The following is a 17331-nucleotide window of genomic DNA, read 5'->3' on the forward strand; positions in this document are numbered from 1 at the left end:
GAATAAAGACAGCCTATTCTTTAAGAAACAAACCAAACAATGAAAATTCAACTCTTATTACTCTTTTTAAGCTTGCAGATTGTCAGTTTTTCTGACGCACAGGATTTGGCAGACAGGAAAAAACATTTTAATCTTTCAGATAAAGGACTGGCTATACAGGGTTATGATCCTGTAACTTATTTCACAGAAAAGAAACCTATGAAAGGTAAGAAAGAGCTGACGGTAACTCATCAGGGACTCACTTATTATTTTTCTTCACCAGCGAATAAAGATCTTTTTTTGAAATCGCCTTTATCTTATGAACCTCAATATGGAGGATGGTGTGCCTATGCCATGGGTGCCAAAGGTGAGAAAGTAAGTATTGATCCGGAAACTTTTAAGATCATCGATAATAAACTCTATCTCTTTTATAACAGGTTTTTTAACAACACATTGCAGGACTGGAATAAAAATGAGACTGTATTAAAGCAGAAAGCCGATCAGTCATGGAAAAAAATCATCCAATAATTTCAAATAAAAATTATGATACAGATACAAACTATTTTTCACTGGACCTTAAGAATTATAGCGGCAATCATTATGCTGCAAACACTGTATTTTAAATTCTCAGGCTCAGAAGAATCTGTATACATTTTTACACAAATGAATATGGAACCCTGGGGAAGGTATGCAACAGGTATAGCAGAATTAATAGCTGCCCTGTTAATATTATATAAGCCCACTACTTCTATAGGTGCTTTTCTGGCAATTGGTATTATGAGTGGAGCCATTGTGTCGCACCTACTCGTATTGGGTATTGAGGTAAAAAACGATAAGGGTTTATTGTTTATCTACGCATTGACTGTGTGGATATCGGCACTTATTTTGCTCTGGCTAAACAGGAATCAGGTTTTAGGTTTTTTAAGCAAATTGCTTAAAAAAAGGCTACCCTAAATCCAATAGGCACCAAGTCTTGTAAACCCCATAAACGAATCGGTCAGTTTGTTTTTTCTGTCGGTGAAAACTACTGTGGATATTGAGAAAAAGGCGAAATATAGCGATTTGACAAAAGAGCATTATTTTCACTTTAAGAAGCGGCTTGTTTATCCGGGCAAAAAACCCGGAAACTAAATGACACGTAAGTAAAAAATACGGTAGTTAATTTAAAAAATTGAGACTGGCCACACTTCCTATAAAAGTATAGAATCCGTTTATATGCAAATTGCCCAAGCTATTCGAAATGTATTTGTTCAGTTACATGAAACACTGGATAAATTAACGCCTGAACAATATACGGCATCCAGTAAGTCGTTGTTTAATGCAACTATCGGCCAGCATGTACGCCATATTGTTGAACTTTTCCAATGTCTTGAAAGCGGGTATGAAACAGGCTTGGTGAATTATGAAAAAAGAAAACGTGATAAGCAGATAGAAACAGATAAGGATCTTGCTATCCGTTTATTGCACCAGGTGAGTAATAATCTCCTGAGGGCAGATAAAAAATTGCAACTTGAACTGAGTTATGATGATGTATCGAATGAAACAGTAAGTGTGGAAAGTAACTATTACCGTGAAGTGGTATATAACCTGGAACATACAGTTCATCATATGGCATTGATTCGTGTAGGTGTAACAGAGCTTTCCGATATCATACTACCCGAAGGTTTCGGAGTGGCTACATCTACCATTAAACACAGGGAATCATGTGCACAGTAACATTTATTCCACTCGGCAATAAGGTATTACTTACTTCAAACCGGGATGAAAAAGGTATTCGCAAAAAAGCAATCCCGCCTGCTGTTACTGTATTTGATAAAACAAAGCTCCTGTTTCCAAAAGATGCACAGGCTGGTGGTACCTGGATAGGTGCTTCCGACTCCGGTACAATAATGATATTACTGAATGGCGGCTTTATTAAGCACGAACCCGCAGCGGAATACCGGAAAAGCAGGGGTCTGATATTCCTCGATGTATTGTCTGAAACAAAAGCATTGCCTGCATTTAAAAGAATTAATCTTTTGGGAATTGAACCTTTTACACTGGTAATCTGGGAGGAAGGTAAATTATATGAGTGCAGGTGGAGCGGAGAAGAGAAATATACCCGTGAAATGGATGCTACTCAACCACATATCTGGTCGTCTGTTACACTCTATACTTCTGAAACCATTCACAAAAGAGAACAATGGTTTAAAAACTGGCTGGAAAAGCATCCTCAACCAACGGTAGCAGATGTTCTTACATTTCATTTGTTTGGAGGGGAGGGTGATAGCGAAAATGATATACGCATGAACAGAAATAATACCATGTTCACTGTAAGTGTAACCAATATTGCGTGTGATCATCAGCAGGCTATCATGCATTACGAAGACCTCGTTAACATGGAACAAAGCAAATCAACGCTTGTATTTGTTCAGGAACAGCCTGTAGCATAACTTTCACCCATGAGTTTCCTGAAAAAGTTTAGCCATCATCCCCTGGTTATTAAAATATTTCATTGGGAATACTGGCCATTTGCTGTTTTGTACGCGCCCCTTTATCCATACTGGTTCTGGCTTTGTTTAAAAGCAAGGGCTTTTTTTTATATCAACGCTGCTAACCCAAGTATTCGTAATGGTGGTTTTTTGATGGAAAGTAAAAAAGAAATCTATGATATTTTGCCGGAAGGCACTTATCCCACAACACTTTTTTTTAAGGCGGGTACAGACCCTTTATTGATTCTTGAACAAATGAAATTGAGTGATATTCAATATCCGGCTATCGGTAAACCCGATATTGGTATGAGAGGAATGAGTGTACAAAAAATCGAAAATGATCAGGACCTGTTGCACTATGCACAAAAAAGTAAAGTTGATTTTTTGGTACAGGCATATATTCCCTTTGAAGATGAGTTGGGTATTTTTTATTACCGTATACCCGGAGAAGAAAAAGGACAGATATCAGGTATCGTAGGAAAAGAATTACTTGGAGTAACAGGAGACGGAAAATCAACAGTGGAGCAATTATTACAACAGAATCAACGATTCATTCTTCAGCTACCTGTACTCAGAAAAACCATGCCCGATGAACTATTGCTTGTTTTGGCAAAAGGAGAACGAAAACTATTAGTACCCTATGGTAATCATGCGCGCGGAGCCAAATTCATTGATGTAACATACCTGGCCGATGAAGAGTTAAATAATACAATTGATCAGCTGGCCAAACAAATTAATGGGTTTTATTATGGTAGAATGGATATAAGGTATAATAATATAGAAGAACTGCGACAGGGTAAGAATTTCTCAATCATTGAACTGAACGGTTCTGGTAGCGAGCCCACACATATATACGATCCGCGACATTCGGTTTTTTTCGCCTGGAAAGAAATTACCAGACATTGGTCCATTATGTGCAGGATCAGCAAAATTAATCACCGTAATGGGGTACCCTATATGACAAGGAAAGAAGGACTGGCCATGCTGAAAGCCAATAGTCAGCTGATTGAAAATATTTCTTGAATTTTTACAAAGAATTGGTCAATAAATAAAACAGGCAAGTTCAATTGATGTACTAATTTGCGCGCATAAATCAGTGAAAGAATATGTTACAAACAGCAGGAGCTTTTCTTTTCGACCTGAATGGAACAATGATAGATGATATGCATTACCATAAACAGGTTTGGTACGACATTTTAACCAAAGATTTAGGAGCCAACCTCAGTTGGGAGGAGGTGGCCTCACATATGTATGGTAAAAATACAGAACTACTCATCCGCATATTCGGCCCCGATCATTTTACCATGGAAGAAATGAATCGTCTTTCAGTAGAAAAAGAAAAAAAATACCAGGAACTATATAAACCGAAATTAAAGGGGTTACCCGGACTGGAAACATTTTTGGAGAAAGCAAAACAGAAGGGAATTAAAATGGGAATAGGATCCGCAGCTATTTTGTTTAATATTGATTTTGCTGTGGATGGATTGAATATCAGGCATTATTTTGATTCGATAGTTGGTGCGGAAAATGTTAAAGACAGTAAACCTGATCCTGAAACTTATTTAAAAGGGGCCATGGAGTTAGGGTTGAATCCTTCCAGCTGTATTGTATTTGAAGATGCTCCGAAAGGCGTTGAAGCTGCACAAAATGCAGGTATGAAAGCCGTTGTACTTACCACAATGCATACCGCAGAAGAATTCAATGAATACTCCAATATTATCACTTTTGCAAAGGATTACACAACATTAATTCCATTACTGGATTAATTTTAAACAACTATTAACCCTGCGTAAACTCTGTGTTCTCCTTTCTCTGCGGTGAATTTCTACCGCAAAGAACAAGAGGAAGCAGAGTTTTCGCAGAGTCGTTTATAATGATGTGGAACTGTATAAAATAATAAAGGGGACCGTAACAGTCCCCTTTATTATTTTATGGAATAACTGGTTTTACCAGAATCTTACATACAGGGCAGTGAGTAGTAATAATGTAATGATGATTAACACCAGTACAGAATTGCTTACTTTAAACATGCCTTTCTCAAATATGAAAGATTTCGGATTCACTTTAGGTCCACGAAGACTGATGAGGATCATTACTAACATGGTAAAGAAGAATGACCAACCCATATTAATCAGGAACGGAATTTCATAACCGCCCTTACCATTTGGATAAGCAGTATATAAAATGGTTTCATTACCCAGCAGTGAAGGGGCATAGTTGTTAAAGAATACAGATAATGCGAAACCACAGATTACACCTGCAATCGCAGCAGCGCCTGTTGTTCTTTTCCAGAACATACCCAGTATAAACATGGCAAATACACCTGGACTGATAAAGCCAGTATATTTCTGTATGAATGTAAATCCACCCTCTCCTCCGATACCCAGTGTGTCGTTCCAGGTAAACAATACACTCACAATCATGGCAACAAAAATGGTTACCCTGCCTGTCCAAACCAGTTTCTTCTCATCAGCACCTGGCTTGATGTATTTCTTATAAATGTCCAGTGTGAAAATGGTAGAAATACTGTTTGCTTTTCCTGCCAGTGAGGCCACGATGGCTGCTGTTAATGCGGCAACCGACAAACCCTTTAACCCACTTGGTAAGAAACTGAGGATAGCAGAATAAGCACCATCCTTACTTCCGCCTTCGAGTTGTGGAAGGTGACCATTCTTGTATAAAACATATGCAGCAATACCGGGTAACATAACGATTACAGGCATCATTAATTTTAACAGACCTGCAAAAAGAATACCTGTTCTGGCAGTCTGCAGGTTGGCACCCAATGCACGTTGAGTGATATATTGATTACAGCCCCAATAATTCAGGTTAACGATCCATTGTCCTGCGAAATACATGGCGATTCCCGGCAACACAAGATATTTATTGATCTCTTCCTGTGTGGCATTGGGGCCAGGTTTATCAAGAATCATATGGAAATGATCGGGTGCTTCTTTAAGCAGGGTATTGAAACCGGCAATAACATCTTTGCCAAAGCCGAATTTTTCACTCACAATCAGCAAGGCCATATAGGTAGTGGCAAGACCACCAATAATTAGAACGGCTACCTGAATTACATCCGTGTAACCAATTACTTTCATACCACCCAGTGTAATGATAAGTGCAAAAACCGCCAGCAATACCATAATCAGGTGCAGGTATTGTCCACCCACCAAACCATTGATGGCAACGGCACCGAGATAAAGAATGGATGTAAGGTTTACAAATACATAAAGAAATAACCAGAATACTGCCATAATCAATGCAACCGTTTCATTGTAACGGTTGGTAAGAAACTGTGGCATGGTGAAGATTTTGTTCTTCAGGTAGATCGGCATAAACCAGATGGCAATAATAATCAGTGCCAGTGCTGCGATCCACTCATAGGCGGCAACAGCTGTTCCCACAAAAAAACCTTCACCACTCATACCAATAAACTGCTCAGCAGAAATATTGGATGCAATTAATGAAGCACCAATGGCCCACCAGGTAAGAGAACCTTCGGCCAGGAAAAAATCTTTTGTGTCGGTGGTTGTTTTCTTTTTTTTGAGGTAGATCCAGTAACCATATCCGGCTACGATGATAAAATAAAAGAGAAAGACAATGATGTCAATAGTGGCAAGTCCTTTCATTAGTTAGTGGTTTTCGTATACTGTAATTTCGCTTTTTATTGATAAAACTTATCATTCCAGCGCAATTCATTTTTAAATTGATACATTTTGGTATTGTTATTAATACAAACAAATTCAATACCGGCTATAGCGGCAAAATCTTCCATCTGTTCTGATGTAATATTCTGCGAGTAGCAGGTGTGGTGGGCGCCACCCGCCAGGATCCAGGCTGCACAACCGTTCTGCATATCTGGATAAGGCTTCCAAAGTACCCGTGCTACCGGTAGTTTGGGCAAACTGCTGATAGGTGCAACTGCCATCACATCATTCACCAGTAAACGAAAACGATTGCCCATATCAACAATGGAAGCATTAATGGCAGGCCCCGAACCCGAATTGAATACGAGTCGCACAGGATCTGATTTACCTCCAATGCCCAATGGATGTATTTCGCAACTCGGTTTACCATCGGCAATCGATTCACAAATTTCCAGCATATGAGCACCCAGCACCAGTTTATTATCAGGATTAAAATGATAGGTATAATCTTCCATAAAAGAGTTGCCGCCTTTTAAACCACTACCCATTACTTTCATGGCACGAACCAATGCAGCAGTTTTCCAGTCGCCTTCACCTGAAAATCCATATCCTTTAGCCATAAGGCGCTGTGCTGCAATACCTGGCAATTGTTCGAGACCATGCAGGTCTTCAAAAGTGGTAGTGAAACCTTTGAAATTACCCTGTTTCAGGAAGCGCTCAATGCCCAGTTCAATTTTAGCAGCGGTTTTCAGTGATGCATGTTGCGGGCCATTTTTTTGTAAGCTATCCATTAAAGTGTAGGAACTGATGTATTCATCTACAAGTGTATTTACTTCTCCTTCACTCACTTCATTCATTACCTGTACAAGATCGCCCACACCATAAGTATTTACAGAGTAGCCAAATTTAATTTCAGCTTCTACTTTATCTCCTTCGGTAACTGCCACAAAACGCATATTATCACCAAAACGAACAAAACGCGCACCCTGCCAGTCATGCCAGCCAGCGGCAACCCTGATCCAGCCATTGATTTTGTCAATACATTCAGCATCGGTCCAATGACCTACTACCACTTTTCTGTCAATACGCATACGACTCATGATAAAACCAAATTCCCTGTCACCATGCGCACTTTGGTTCAGGTTCATGAAATCCATATCAATTGTACCCCATGGAATATCGCGATTGAATTGTGTATGAAAATGAAGCAATGGTTTACGCAAAATCTTTAGGCCGCTGATCCACATTTTAGCCGGAGAGAAAGTGTGCATCCAGGTAATGATACCAATACAGTTGGTTGCATTGTTAGCTTCCTGACAAATGGCATATATTTCTTCGGTAGATTTCACCGTAGGTTTATAAACAATCTGAACAGGCATATTAGGAGCCTTATTCAATGCATCTGCAATTACAGTTGAGTTAGCGGCTACCTGCTTCAATGTTTCTTCGCCGTATAAATGTTGGCTTCCTGTAACAAACCAAACTTCCAGTTGCTTCAGATTAATCATATTGCTTGTCTTTGTTGATGTAAAATATTATTGGCCGTAATAAGAATCCGGTCCGTGTTTTCTTTCAAAATGTTTTTTGATCAGCGCATCTTTTAATACCGGGGCATTGGGATTGATCTGTAAAGTGAGGTAAGCCATTCTTGCCACTTCTTCCAGTACTGCAGCATTATAAACTGCTTTATGTGCTGTTTTACCCCAGGTAAATGGCGCATGATTTCCCACCAGCATCATTTCAGTTTCAGCAGGGTCGAGTGATTTTTCTTTGAAACAATTCAGTATCTGAAAGCCTGTTTCTGTTTCATAATCACCTTTTATCATTTCATCACTCATTGGAGGCGCACAGGGAATAAATGCAGTGGTATGATCGGCATGTGTGGTGCCAAAAATGGGAATATCTCTTTGTGCCTGTGCCCATGCAGTGGCATAGGTTGAATGTGTATGTACAATACTGCCTATTGAACTCCAGTGTTTATATAAAACAGCATGTGTTTTAGTGTCGGATGAAGGACGTAAAGTTCCTTCTACCACATTTCCATCAAAATCAACAATTACCATTTTCTCAGGACTCAACTCCTCATAAGGAACGCCACTGGGTTTAATAGCGAAAACCTGAAACTGTCTGTCAACCACACTCACATTACCAAATGTAAATAATACCAGCCCCAGTTTGGGCAGCTGCATATTGGCCTCGTAGGCCTCTTTTTTTAGTTGATCATACTTACTCATGCTGATTTATTTTGTGTGTATCCTTTATTGCTTCTGTGCATTTGCTTCTGTGAAAGCACCTGCACGCTGGTATTGGATATAACGTTGCTGATAATATAGAACCCTTGCTGCATTGGGTTCATATACTGCATCAAAACCTTGTCCCATCTGCTCCATAGCGTCTTCTACTTTTGTATACACACCGGCAGCAGTGGCTGCAAACATGGCGGCACCCAATGCACAGGTCTGCTCACTTTTATGAATGCGTATCGGCATGTTCATAATATCTGCCATTACCTGCATTATATAAGGAGAGCGTTTTGCTACACCACCTAATCCAATTAATCCTTTTACCGGAACACCCTCATGAATAAAACGGTCTACTATCATCTTGGCGCCAAAACAGGTGGCTTCAACCAATGATTTAAAAATGGAGGGTGCATCAGTACCTAAATTTAAGCCATGTAAACTACCTGTTAAAAACTGGTTGGCATCGGGTGTTCTTCTCCCGTTGAACCAGTCCAGCGCCAGTTCATCATCAGCCTGTAAGGGAAGTTTTGCTGCTTCCTGTGAAAGATAAGGAATGAGTTTATCAGAAAGTTCTTTTTCCAGTTTTGCTGTTGTTTGCTCATCAAGTATCTGCAACTCAGCTATTAGTTGTTTAACCGGTCTTAAAATCAATTCTCGAAACCATGCATAAGTATCACCAAACGCAGACTGACCGGCTTCAAGCCCCAGCATACCTGGAATGACTGATCCGTTTACTTGTCCGCAAATACCTTTTACTGTTTTCTCTCCTAAATCGGCATTGGGTGCTACAAGAATATCACAGGTTGAAGTACCCATCACTTTACTCAGGTGATAAGGCTCAATCTGTCCACCCACCGCACCCATATGTGCATCAAAAGCACCTACGGCAACTACAACCGATGTTGACAAACCGAGTTTTTCTGCCCATTCAACAGAAAGATTACCGGCAGATTTGTCGGATGTATAAGCCTGTTTGCCGAGTGAATCAACATAACCATTCAGTAATGGATCTAGTTGGGTAAAAAAATCATTGGGAGGATATCCATTAAAAGCCTCTGCCCATAAACCTTTGTGGCCAGCGGCGCAAACACTTCTTTTGATATTCGCTACCTCTTTACCACCAGTCAGCAGAAATGGAATCCAGTCGCAATGTTCCACCCACGACACGCAGGCGTTGCGAACGGATTCATCGGTTCTTAATATGTGTAAGAGTTTGGCCCAGAACCATTCTGAAGAATATATACCCCCTACAAACTGTAAATAGTTGGTTTCAAATTTTGTTGCATGCTGATTTATTTCAGCAGCTTCCTGCACACTGGTATGGTCTTTCCATAAAATAAACATGGCATTGGGGTTCTCTGCAAAGGCAGGATTCAATGCCAGTGGTTGGCCTGAAGCGTCTACTGCCACAGGTGTTGAACCGGTAGTATCGATACCAATGGCACGTATGTTTTCCGCAACCTGTAAGCCAGCTTTTTGTAAACAATCGGTAATGGTTGCGGTTAGTCCCTCTACATAATCAAGTGGGTGTTGTCTGAACTGACTTTCAGCAGCGTTGCAGTAGAGTCCTTTTTTCCAGCGGCTATAATAATGAACGGAAGAAGCTATTTCTTCACCAGAACCGGCATTTACAATAATGGAGCGAACGGAGTCGGTGCCATAATCTACACCAATAACGTAGTTGTCTTTTTTCATTGGCAGGCAATATGCGTTGTATAATTCGTGTCAAATTAACACTTAAAAATTGAAAACAAAAAAAACAGGAAGAAATTTTCCTGTTTATTTCAAATTTCCCGGGTTGGGTATAAGGTTCAGAAAGGCGTGGAAATTAGCGGCATAGCGTCTTTTGTCGAGTTTATAATAGAAGGCGCCCTTTTTAGAACTTTCCTTGTCTTTGTCTTTTTGCTTTACCAGTAACTTGGTCGATTGCAGTTTTCGGCTGAAATTCCGTTTGTCGAACTGGTAATCAAAAATGCCTTCATATAGACTTTGTAATTGTGGCAGTGTAAATTTCTCGGGTAAAAGCTCAAACAGAATAGGGTGAAAAGCGGCTTTGTAGCGTAGTTTTTCCTTAGCCATGTCAACCATCTGCTGGTGGTCGAAAATGAGTTTGGGTGTGTCTTTTATCGGGAACCATTCTGCATGATAATCTTCATTCAGTTGTTTTTCATATTTATGAATGTCGATCAGTGCAAAGTAGGCTACAGAAACAGTGCGCTCAATCGGGTCACGGGTTACATCACCAAAAGCATACAACTGCTCCATATATACACCTTCCAGACCTGTTAACTCTTTCAGGATACGGGCCGAGCCACTGGAGAAGTCTTCATCTTTCTGAATGAAACCACCCATTAAACTCCATTTTCCTTTTTCATATTCCAGCCCACGCTGAACCAGCAGGAGTTTCAGTTCTGTGCCGTCAAAGCCAAAGATGATACAATCTATGGCAACCAATATGCGTGTCTGTTTATGATACCTGACCATAATACTGTGCTATCTCAGAAGTGTGAGTGATTGGTTTTCAAAGTAACAAATCTCAGGATTAAATATAAGTATTCCGAAAAAAATAATAAGTGTTTTTTTTACAATTAATAATTTTTCTCTAATTTGGTACGGCCCTTTAAGGGTTTCAGGATAATTTACATCGATTGCAAACCATATCATAACCATATGAAAAAATTACAGTGTATAGCCGTTTTAGCCATTACTACCTTACTGGTACAATGTACATCTTCACCCGCAGATAAAACAACTGCTACAGTGCTTGATACGGCTGCATTAAAGGCCGCTTATGAAACTACGGTTGACAACAAAGCTGTTCAATTATACATACTGAAAAATAGCAGTGGTGTTCAGGCGGCTATTACCAATTATGGAGGAAGAGTGGTAGCGCTGGTGGTGCCTGATAAAAATGGTGTGATGACCGATATTACTTTGGGTTACGATAGCCTGAATCATTATCGTACCCGAAGCGAAACATATTTTGGAGCATTGATAGGTCGCTATGGGAATCGTATTGCAAAAGCAAAATTTTCCCTGAATGGCAAAACCTACCAACTGGCTGCTAACAATGGTGTAAACAGTTTACATGGCGGGCCAAAGGGTTTTCATAACCAGGTTTGGGACGCTGTTCAGAAAGATGATCACACTTTAGAATTAAGCTATGTATCAAAAGACGGTGAAGAAGGCTATCCAGGTAACCTTACTGTGAAAGTTGTATATACATTAACTGATGCCAATGAATTAAAGATCGATTATGAAGCCAGTACCGACCAGGCTACAGTGGTGAATCTCACTAACCACGCGTATTTTAACCTGAACGGACAGGGGAATGAAACCATTACCGACCATATACTTACTATATATGCATCTAAATATTCTGCAGTTGATACAACCCTCATTCCTGCAGGAGATCCGGTTACAGTAGAAGGCACACCATTTGATTTCAGAACGGCAAAACAGATTGGTAAAGAAATCGCGGCTGATCATGTACAGATTAAAAACGGACTTGGTTACGATCACAATTTTGTACTTGATAAAAAGCAGTCCAATGGTTTAGAGAAAGCTGCATCGGTATATGCAGGTTCAACTGGTATATTGATGGATGTATTCACTACCGAACCTGCCATACAGTTTTACAGTGGCAATTTTCTTGATGGTAAACTGGTGGGTAAGCAACAGAAAGCATATGGTCATCGTTCAGCATTTTGTCTGGAAACACAGCATTATCCAGATGCGCCTAATCAACCATCATTTCCATCCACGACCCTTGAGCCTGGAAAAAAATACCTGACAACAACTGTTTATCAGTTTGGTATTCAGAAATAACAAAATAGATTCAGGATTGGTTAATATCTGAAAATATAAAACATAAGCGCAACTGTAATTTTAGACTGATTGTAAGTCTCGCTAAGAATGGTTTAACCCTGCATGAATACCGGTTTTACGAAAGGCCGGTGATAGATCAAATATAAATTTTGGAAACATGAGTATCTGCAAAAACAATTTTTTTGTTGCCGGAATCTTATTGTCTGTATGTAACCTGAATGCTCAGGTGAAAGACTATCCCATTCAACCGGTAACATTCAATCATGTACATGTACATGATCAGTTTTGGGCACCCCGAATTACTACAAATGCGGAAGTTACGATTCCCTATGTCTTGCAAAAGTGTCGTGAAACGGGCCGTGTAGATAATTTTCTGAAAGCGGCGGGTAAGATGCCCCCGGGTAAATTAACAGAATATCCTTTTGATGATTCTGATATTTTCAAAGTAATTGAAGGTGCTTCATACGCATTGCAGGTAAAATCAAATCCGGCGCTTGATAAATCGGTTGATTCCCTGATAGCCGTTATTGCAGACGCACAGGAACCCGATGGTTATCTCTATACTTTTCGTACGATGAAGCCTGAAAAACTACACCCATGGATCAGTCCAAAACGTTGGGAAAAAGACCCTGACCTGAGCCATGAACTTTATAATGCAGGTCATTTATATGAAGCGGCAGTGGCGCATTTCCTTTCTACAGGCAAAAAAAACCTGCTGAATATTGCTACCAAAAATGCTGACCTGATTGTTAAAGATTTTCTGCATGGCAAAGCGCCTTATTTCCCGGGTCATCAGGTAATTGAAACAGGTTTGTCAAGACTGTATCGGGTAACCGGCAAAAAAGAATACCTCGATCTCGCTAAATACTTTTTAGATATCCGTGGAAACGGACAGGTAAGGGGCTCGCAGTACAGCCAGTCGCATAAACCTGTGGTTCAGCAAAATGAAGCAGTAGGTCATGCTGTACGTGCGGCTTATATGTACACGGGTATGGCAGATGTGGCAGCACTTACTGGCGATGCCTCCTACATTAAAGCCATCGACAATATCTGGTCTGATGTAGTAACAAAAAAAATGTACCTCACGGGTGGTATCGGTGCAACAGGTGCTGGAGAAGCATTTGGAGCTGCTTATGAATTACCGAATATGTCGGCCTATGCAGAAACCTGCGCCTCTATTGCCAATGTGTATTGGAACATCCGTATGTTTTTATTGCATGGCGATGCGAAATATGTGGATGTAATGGAACGTGTATTGTACAATGGCGTATTATCTGGTATTGCGCAGGATGGAAAAAAATTCTTCTATCCAAACCCACTGGCATCTATGGGTCAGCATTCGCGTAGTGCATGGTTTGGTTGTGCCTGTTGTATTTCAAACGTAACCCGTTTTATGCCTTCTGTTCCCGGTTATGTGTATGCGCAGGATCAGAATAATGTATATGTAAACCTGTTTATGACCAATGAGGCTGATGTTGTATTGCCAGCAGGAAAATTAAAAATTGCACAGGAAACAGCCTATCCATGGGAAGGTGCAGTAAAAATTACTGTAAACCCAGAAAAACAGATTCCGTTTGCATTGCGTGTAAGAATACCGGGTTGGGCCAGACAGGAAGCGGTTCCTGGCGACTTGTATCGTTTCGCAGATCAGCAACAAACAAAGATTCAGATCAGCATAAATGGTAAACCGGTTGAGTACACACTCGAAAAGGGCTATGCTGTATTTAACCGTAGCTGGAAAAAAGGGGATGTGGTAAGTTTCACATTACCGATGGAGATTGAAAAAGTATTAGCCAACGAAAAAATAAAAGACGATCAGGGTAGATTCGCTTTGCAGAGAGGACCATTGGTTTTTTGTCTGGAAGGTCCTGATCATGCTGATAAAGTAGTTCAAAATATAGTGGTTCCACAACAGGCTTCATTAAAAGAATCATTTGATCCACAATTATTAAACGGTGTGTTATTGCTGAATGGTACAGGCAGTGCTACAACACGACAATTGAACACGGAAGCCTTACTGAAAAAAGACCAGCCTGTAAAAGCCATTCCTTATTACTCATGGAACAACCGTGGTTCAGGTGAAATGGTTGTGTGGATTCCTTATGTGGAAACTGCAGCACGTCCTAAACCGGCACCAACAATTGCTTCGAAAAGTAAGATCAGTGGTTCTATCAATAACCAGCGGATGCTGAGTGCTTTGAATGACCAGTTTGAACCTTCCAATTCAGAAGATAAATCTGCACTCTACCTGCATTGGTGGCCTAAAAAAGATACGGAAGAGTGGATACAATATGATTTTAGTGAGGAGCAAACAGTGACGGAGTCGAAAGTATACTGGTATGATGATAGTCCTTTTGGTGGATGTCGTATTCCGGCATCATGGGAACTTTTATACAAACAAGGCGATCAGTGGGTGCCTGTGCAAACTTCAGCACCTTATGAAAATGCAAAAGACAAATACAATACAGTTCGCTTTGCACCGGTAAAAACAACGGCTATACGAATGAAAATTCGTTTACCAAAAGATCATGCTACCGGTGTTCATGAATGGATCATCAAATAAAAACCAAGCAAGCAGTTATGCAAGTCAATCATTCTTTTCGTACAATGTTGATGGGATGCTTTATTGCATCGGCATCCTTAAGTGTGGCACAGGAACGTGCGTCGATGAAAATAAATACAGACAAGGTTAAGAATACTGTATCACCGAACCTACATGGTATTTTCTTTGAAGAAATAAGTCATGGGGGTGAAGGTGGTCTCTATGCTGAAATGATCCAGAACCGTGGTTTTGAGGAGAGTCGCATACCTCCGGGAGCAGTGGTAGAAAATGGAATGCTGAACGCCAATCCAAATAAGAAACCACATTATAACCTGAATGGAAGAGCAAGCGACTGGCGTATGCCATGGCCCGTTAAAACAGCAATGCCTTATTGGAAATTATCAATAGGTGAAGGGGCCAAAGTAAACGCTACAGTGAGTACCGATAACCCATTAACAACAGCTACACCGCAGTCTGCATTGCTTTCAGTTGAAAAATTATCTGGAACAGGAAAGGATTATTTTATAAATGAAGGGTTCTGGGGTTTTGATATTAAAAAAGGGGAATCTTATTCCCTGAGTTTTTATACAAAGACAAATGCTGATTACAAAGGACCATTGACAGTGGTGTTACTTTCTTCTGCCGGAAAGGAAATAGCATCACATACATTCAAATCAGTAAATAGTAAAGACTGGAAAAAACTCAACTGTACATTAACAGCATCTGAAACAGATGGTAAATCCAGTTTTGCTTTCAGACTGGAATCAACAGGAGAAATTTCATTCGATTTTGTTTCCTTATTTCCGAAGAAAACCTTTAAAAACAGACCCAACGGTTTGCGAGCCGATCTGGCTCAATATCTGGCAGATTTGAAACCTGCTTTTGTACGCTGGCCAGGAGGCTGTTTTGTAGAAGGAGTGAATGTTGAAAGTGCACCCAACTGGAAAAATGCAATAGGCCCACTCGAAAACAGACCTGGTACATTCAGCGTATGGGGATACTGGTCGAGTGATGGTTTTGGCTATCATGAATATTTACAGTTTTGTGAGGATATTAAGTCAGATGCTTTATACGTTTTTAATGCCGGTGTTTCCTGTGAATTCAGGAGTGGCACTTTTATCAGCGACGGAGAAGTTCAGGCTGTAATTGATGATGTGCTCGATGCCATTGAATATGCCGTTGGCCCCGTTAGTTCTAAATGGGGTAAAGTACGTGCACAGAATGGTCATCCGAAGCCTTTCCCTTTAAAATATGTGGAAGTAGGTAATGAACAGCATGGCCCATGGTATGCTAAAAGATACAATCGTTTCCATGAAGCGATCAAGGCAAAATATCCGGATATCAAGATTGTATCCAGTATGGGTATTGGTGATATCAATCGCCGAACATTAGACAGCATCAAAGTAACGGATGTTGCTGATGAGCATGCTTATAAAAGTGCTTTCTGGTCGTTTTCCAATTATGATCATTTCGATAATTATAAAAGAGGCGATTATGAAGTATATGTAGGAGAATATGCTACAAATGCCGGTGTGGGAAATGGTAATATGCAGGCTGCTTTAAATGATGCCGCTTATATACTGGGTATGGAAAATAACGGTGACCTGGTAAAAATGTCGAGTTATGCTCCTTTGTTTGAAAACGTAAATACAAGACACTGGCCGGTAAATCTTATCAAGTATAAAGCAGACAGCAGTTTTGCACGTATATCATACTACACCATTCAGTTGATGAATGACCAGCGGTCGGATGAAAATTTACCCATCTCATTGCAACAAAGAGAAGGGGCCGTAAAAAAACCAAAGAACAAAGGAAGCATCGGACTGGCAACCTGGGATACACAAACAGAATACCGCAATATCGAAGTGGTTCAAAATGGTCAGACCGTTTACCAGAGTGATTTTGTGAATAAAGCTGATGAATGGCAGTCGGTAAGAGGCTCCTGGCAGGTTAAAGACGGAGCTATGGGACAAACTGCACAAGGGGCACAAAGGTTAATGATTCTGAAAGACAAATCTTTTGATACCTATACTTTAAAACTGGAAGCCAGAAAGCTTTCGGGAACCAATGCCTTTATTATTCCTTTTGCGGTGAATGGAACCGGTTCTATGTTACGGGCTCATATCGGAGCACTCGTAAATAACAGTACGGTATTTGAAATTGTAAGTGAAGGGTCTGTAGCGAATGTGTCGCCCACCAGACGACTCACTAAACCTATTGAAACAGGTAAATGGTACAAAATAAGACTGGAAGTAGGTTACGATAAAGTAGACTGTTACCTTGATGATGTTTTGTTACTCTCATATACCGAACCAAAAAAACTCATTGGTATAGCAGGTCGTGATAAAAAGACCGGCGACCTGATTGTGAAAATGGTAAATGGGAATGACGAAGCCATTGAAACTGAGATTGAACTTGAGGGTACTGTTGAAGCATCAGGTGCGTATAAGGCATACACCATTGCTTCAGGCGAAACTGCAGCAGAAAATTCATTTACTGAGCCAAAAAAATACATACCGGTTGCTACGGCAGGGAAAACTACAGGTGCTAAAAAACTGGTTCATAGTTTCCCCAAATATTCTATCACCGTTTTACGGATACCCACAAAAAAATAATGA

General features: G+C 40.3%; 14 protein-coding genes. 9 read left to right on the forward strand and 5 right to left on the reverse strand.

From position 1 onward, the window contains the following. The first annotated feature begins 39 nt into the window (after positions 1-39). The 6 genes from KXJ59_RS04905 (at position 40) to KXJ59_RS04930 (ending at position 4216) form a co-directional block, all read left to right on the forward strand. On the forward strand, positions 40-507 hold the full coding sequence (locus KXJ59_RS04905; RefSeq protein ID WP_295201789.1) for a YHS domain-containing (seleno)protein: 468 nt from the start codon (positions 40-42) through the stop codon (positions 505-507). Positions 508-522: 15 nt separating this feature from the next. Beyond that, the gene (locus tag KXJ59_RS04910) at positions 523-933 is read left to right on the forward strand and encodes a DoxX family protein (RefSeq protein WP_295201791.1); all 411 of its coding nucleotides are present in this window, start codon (positions 523-525) and stop codon (positions 931-933) included. A 261-nt stretch (positions 934-1194) separates the two neighbouring features. After that, a complete protein-coding gene (locus tag KXJ59_RS04915) occupies positions 1195-1695 on the forward strand; it encodes a hypothetical protein (protein ID WP_295201792.1) in 501 nt (166 codons plus the stop codon). Next, on the forward strand, positions 1683-2411 hold the full coding sequence (locus KXJ59_RS04920; protein WP_295201794.1) for an NRDE family protein: 729 nt from the start codon (positions 1683-1685) through the stop codon (positions 2409-2411). Before KXJ59_RS04915 ends, KXJ59_RS04920 begins: the two co-directional genes overlap by 13 nt. A gap of 9 nt (positions 2412-2420) precedes the next feature. Next, a complete protein-coding gene (locus tag KXJ59_RS04925; RefSeq protein WP_295201796.1) occupies positions 2421-3473 on the forward strand; it encodes a hypothetical protein in 1053 nt (350 codons plus the stop codon). A gap of 83 nt (positions 3474-3556) precedes the next feature. Beyond that, positions 3557-4216: an HAD family phosphatase gene (locus KXJ59_RS04930; RefSeq protein ID WP_295201799.1), complete on the forward strand. Its 660-nt coding sequence runs from the start codon at positions 3557-3559 to the stop codon at positions 4214-4216. Between the two features lie 180 nt (positions 4217-4396). On the opposite strand, the gene KXJ59_RS04935 is transcribed toward KXJ59_RS04930, so the two are convergent. From KXJ59_RS04935 to KXJ59_RS04955, 5 genes are all read right to left on the reverse strand, one after another. Further along, positions 4397-6082 carry a sodium/solute symporter gene (locus KXJ59_RS04935; protein ID WP_295201800.1) on the reverse strand — a complete coding sequence of 562 codons (1686 nt, stop codon included), beginning with the start codon at positions 6080-6082 and terminating at the stop codon, positions 4397-4399. A gap of 35 nt (positions 6083-6117) precedes the next feature. Beyond that, the gene (araA, locus tag KXJ59_RS04940) at positions 6118-7608 is read right to left on the reverse strand and encodes an L-arabinose isomerase (RefSeq protein WP_295201802.1); all 1491 of its coding nucleotides are present in this window, start codon (positions 7606-7608) and stop codon (positions 6118-6120) included. A gap of 27 nt (positions 7609-7635) precedes the next feature. Then, positions 7636-8334, reverse strand: a complete 699-nt coding sequence (locus KXJ59_RS04945; RefSeq protein ID WP_295201805.1) for an L-ribulose-5-phosphate 4-epimerase — start codon at positions 8332-8334, stop codon at positions 7636-7638. A 24-nt stretch (positions 8335-8358) separates the two neighbouring features. Beyond that, positions 8359-10038 (reverse strand): ribulokinase, encoded by a 1680-nt coding sequence (locus KXJ59_RS04950; RefSeq protein WP_295201808.1) that lies wholly within the window; start codon positions 10036-10038, stop codon positions 8359-8361. A gap of 84 nt (positions 10039-10122) precedes the next feature. Then, positions 10123-10827: an NUDIX hydrolase gene (locus KXJ59_RS04955; RefSeq protein ID WP_295201811.1), complete on the reverse strand. Its 705-nt coding sequence runs from the start codon at positions 10825-10827 to the stop codon at positions 10123-10125. A gap of 186 nt (positions 10828-11013) precedes the next feature. Here KXJ59_RS04955 and KXJ59_RS04960 point away from each other — a divergent pair, with 186 nt between their 5' ends. From KXJ59_RS04960 to KXJ59_RS04970, 3 genes are all read left to right on the forward strand, one after another. Beyond that, positions 11014-12171 (forward strand): aldose epimerase family protein, encoded by a 1158-nt coding sequence (locus tag KXJ59_RS04960; RefSeq protein WP_295201813.1) that lies wholly within the window; start codon positions 11014-11016, stop codon positions 12169-12171. Positions 12172-12328: 157 nt separating this feature from the next. Then, positions 12329-14734 carry a beta-L-arabinofuranosidase domain-containing protein gene (locus KXJ59_RS04965; protein WP_295201815.1) on the forward strand — a complete coding sequence of 802 codons (2406 nt, stop codon included), beginning with the start codon at positions 12329-12331 and terminating at the stop codon, positions 14732-14734. 17 nt (positions 14735-14751) lie between these two features. Next, a complete protein-coding gene (locus KXJ59_RS04970; RefSeq protein WP_295201817.1) occupies positions 14752-17328 on the forward strand; it encodes an alpha-L-arabinofuranosidase C-terminal domain-containing protein in 2577 nt (858 codons plus the stop codon). Positions 17329-17331 lie beyond the last annotated feature (3 nt).

Origin of the sequence: Sediminibacterium sp., assembly GCF_019264485.1 — a bacterium.
In the GTDB taxonomy this organism is placed as follows: domain Bacteria; phylum Bacteroidota; class Bacteroidia; order Chitinophagales; family Chitinophagaceae; genus Sediminibacterium.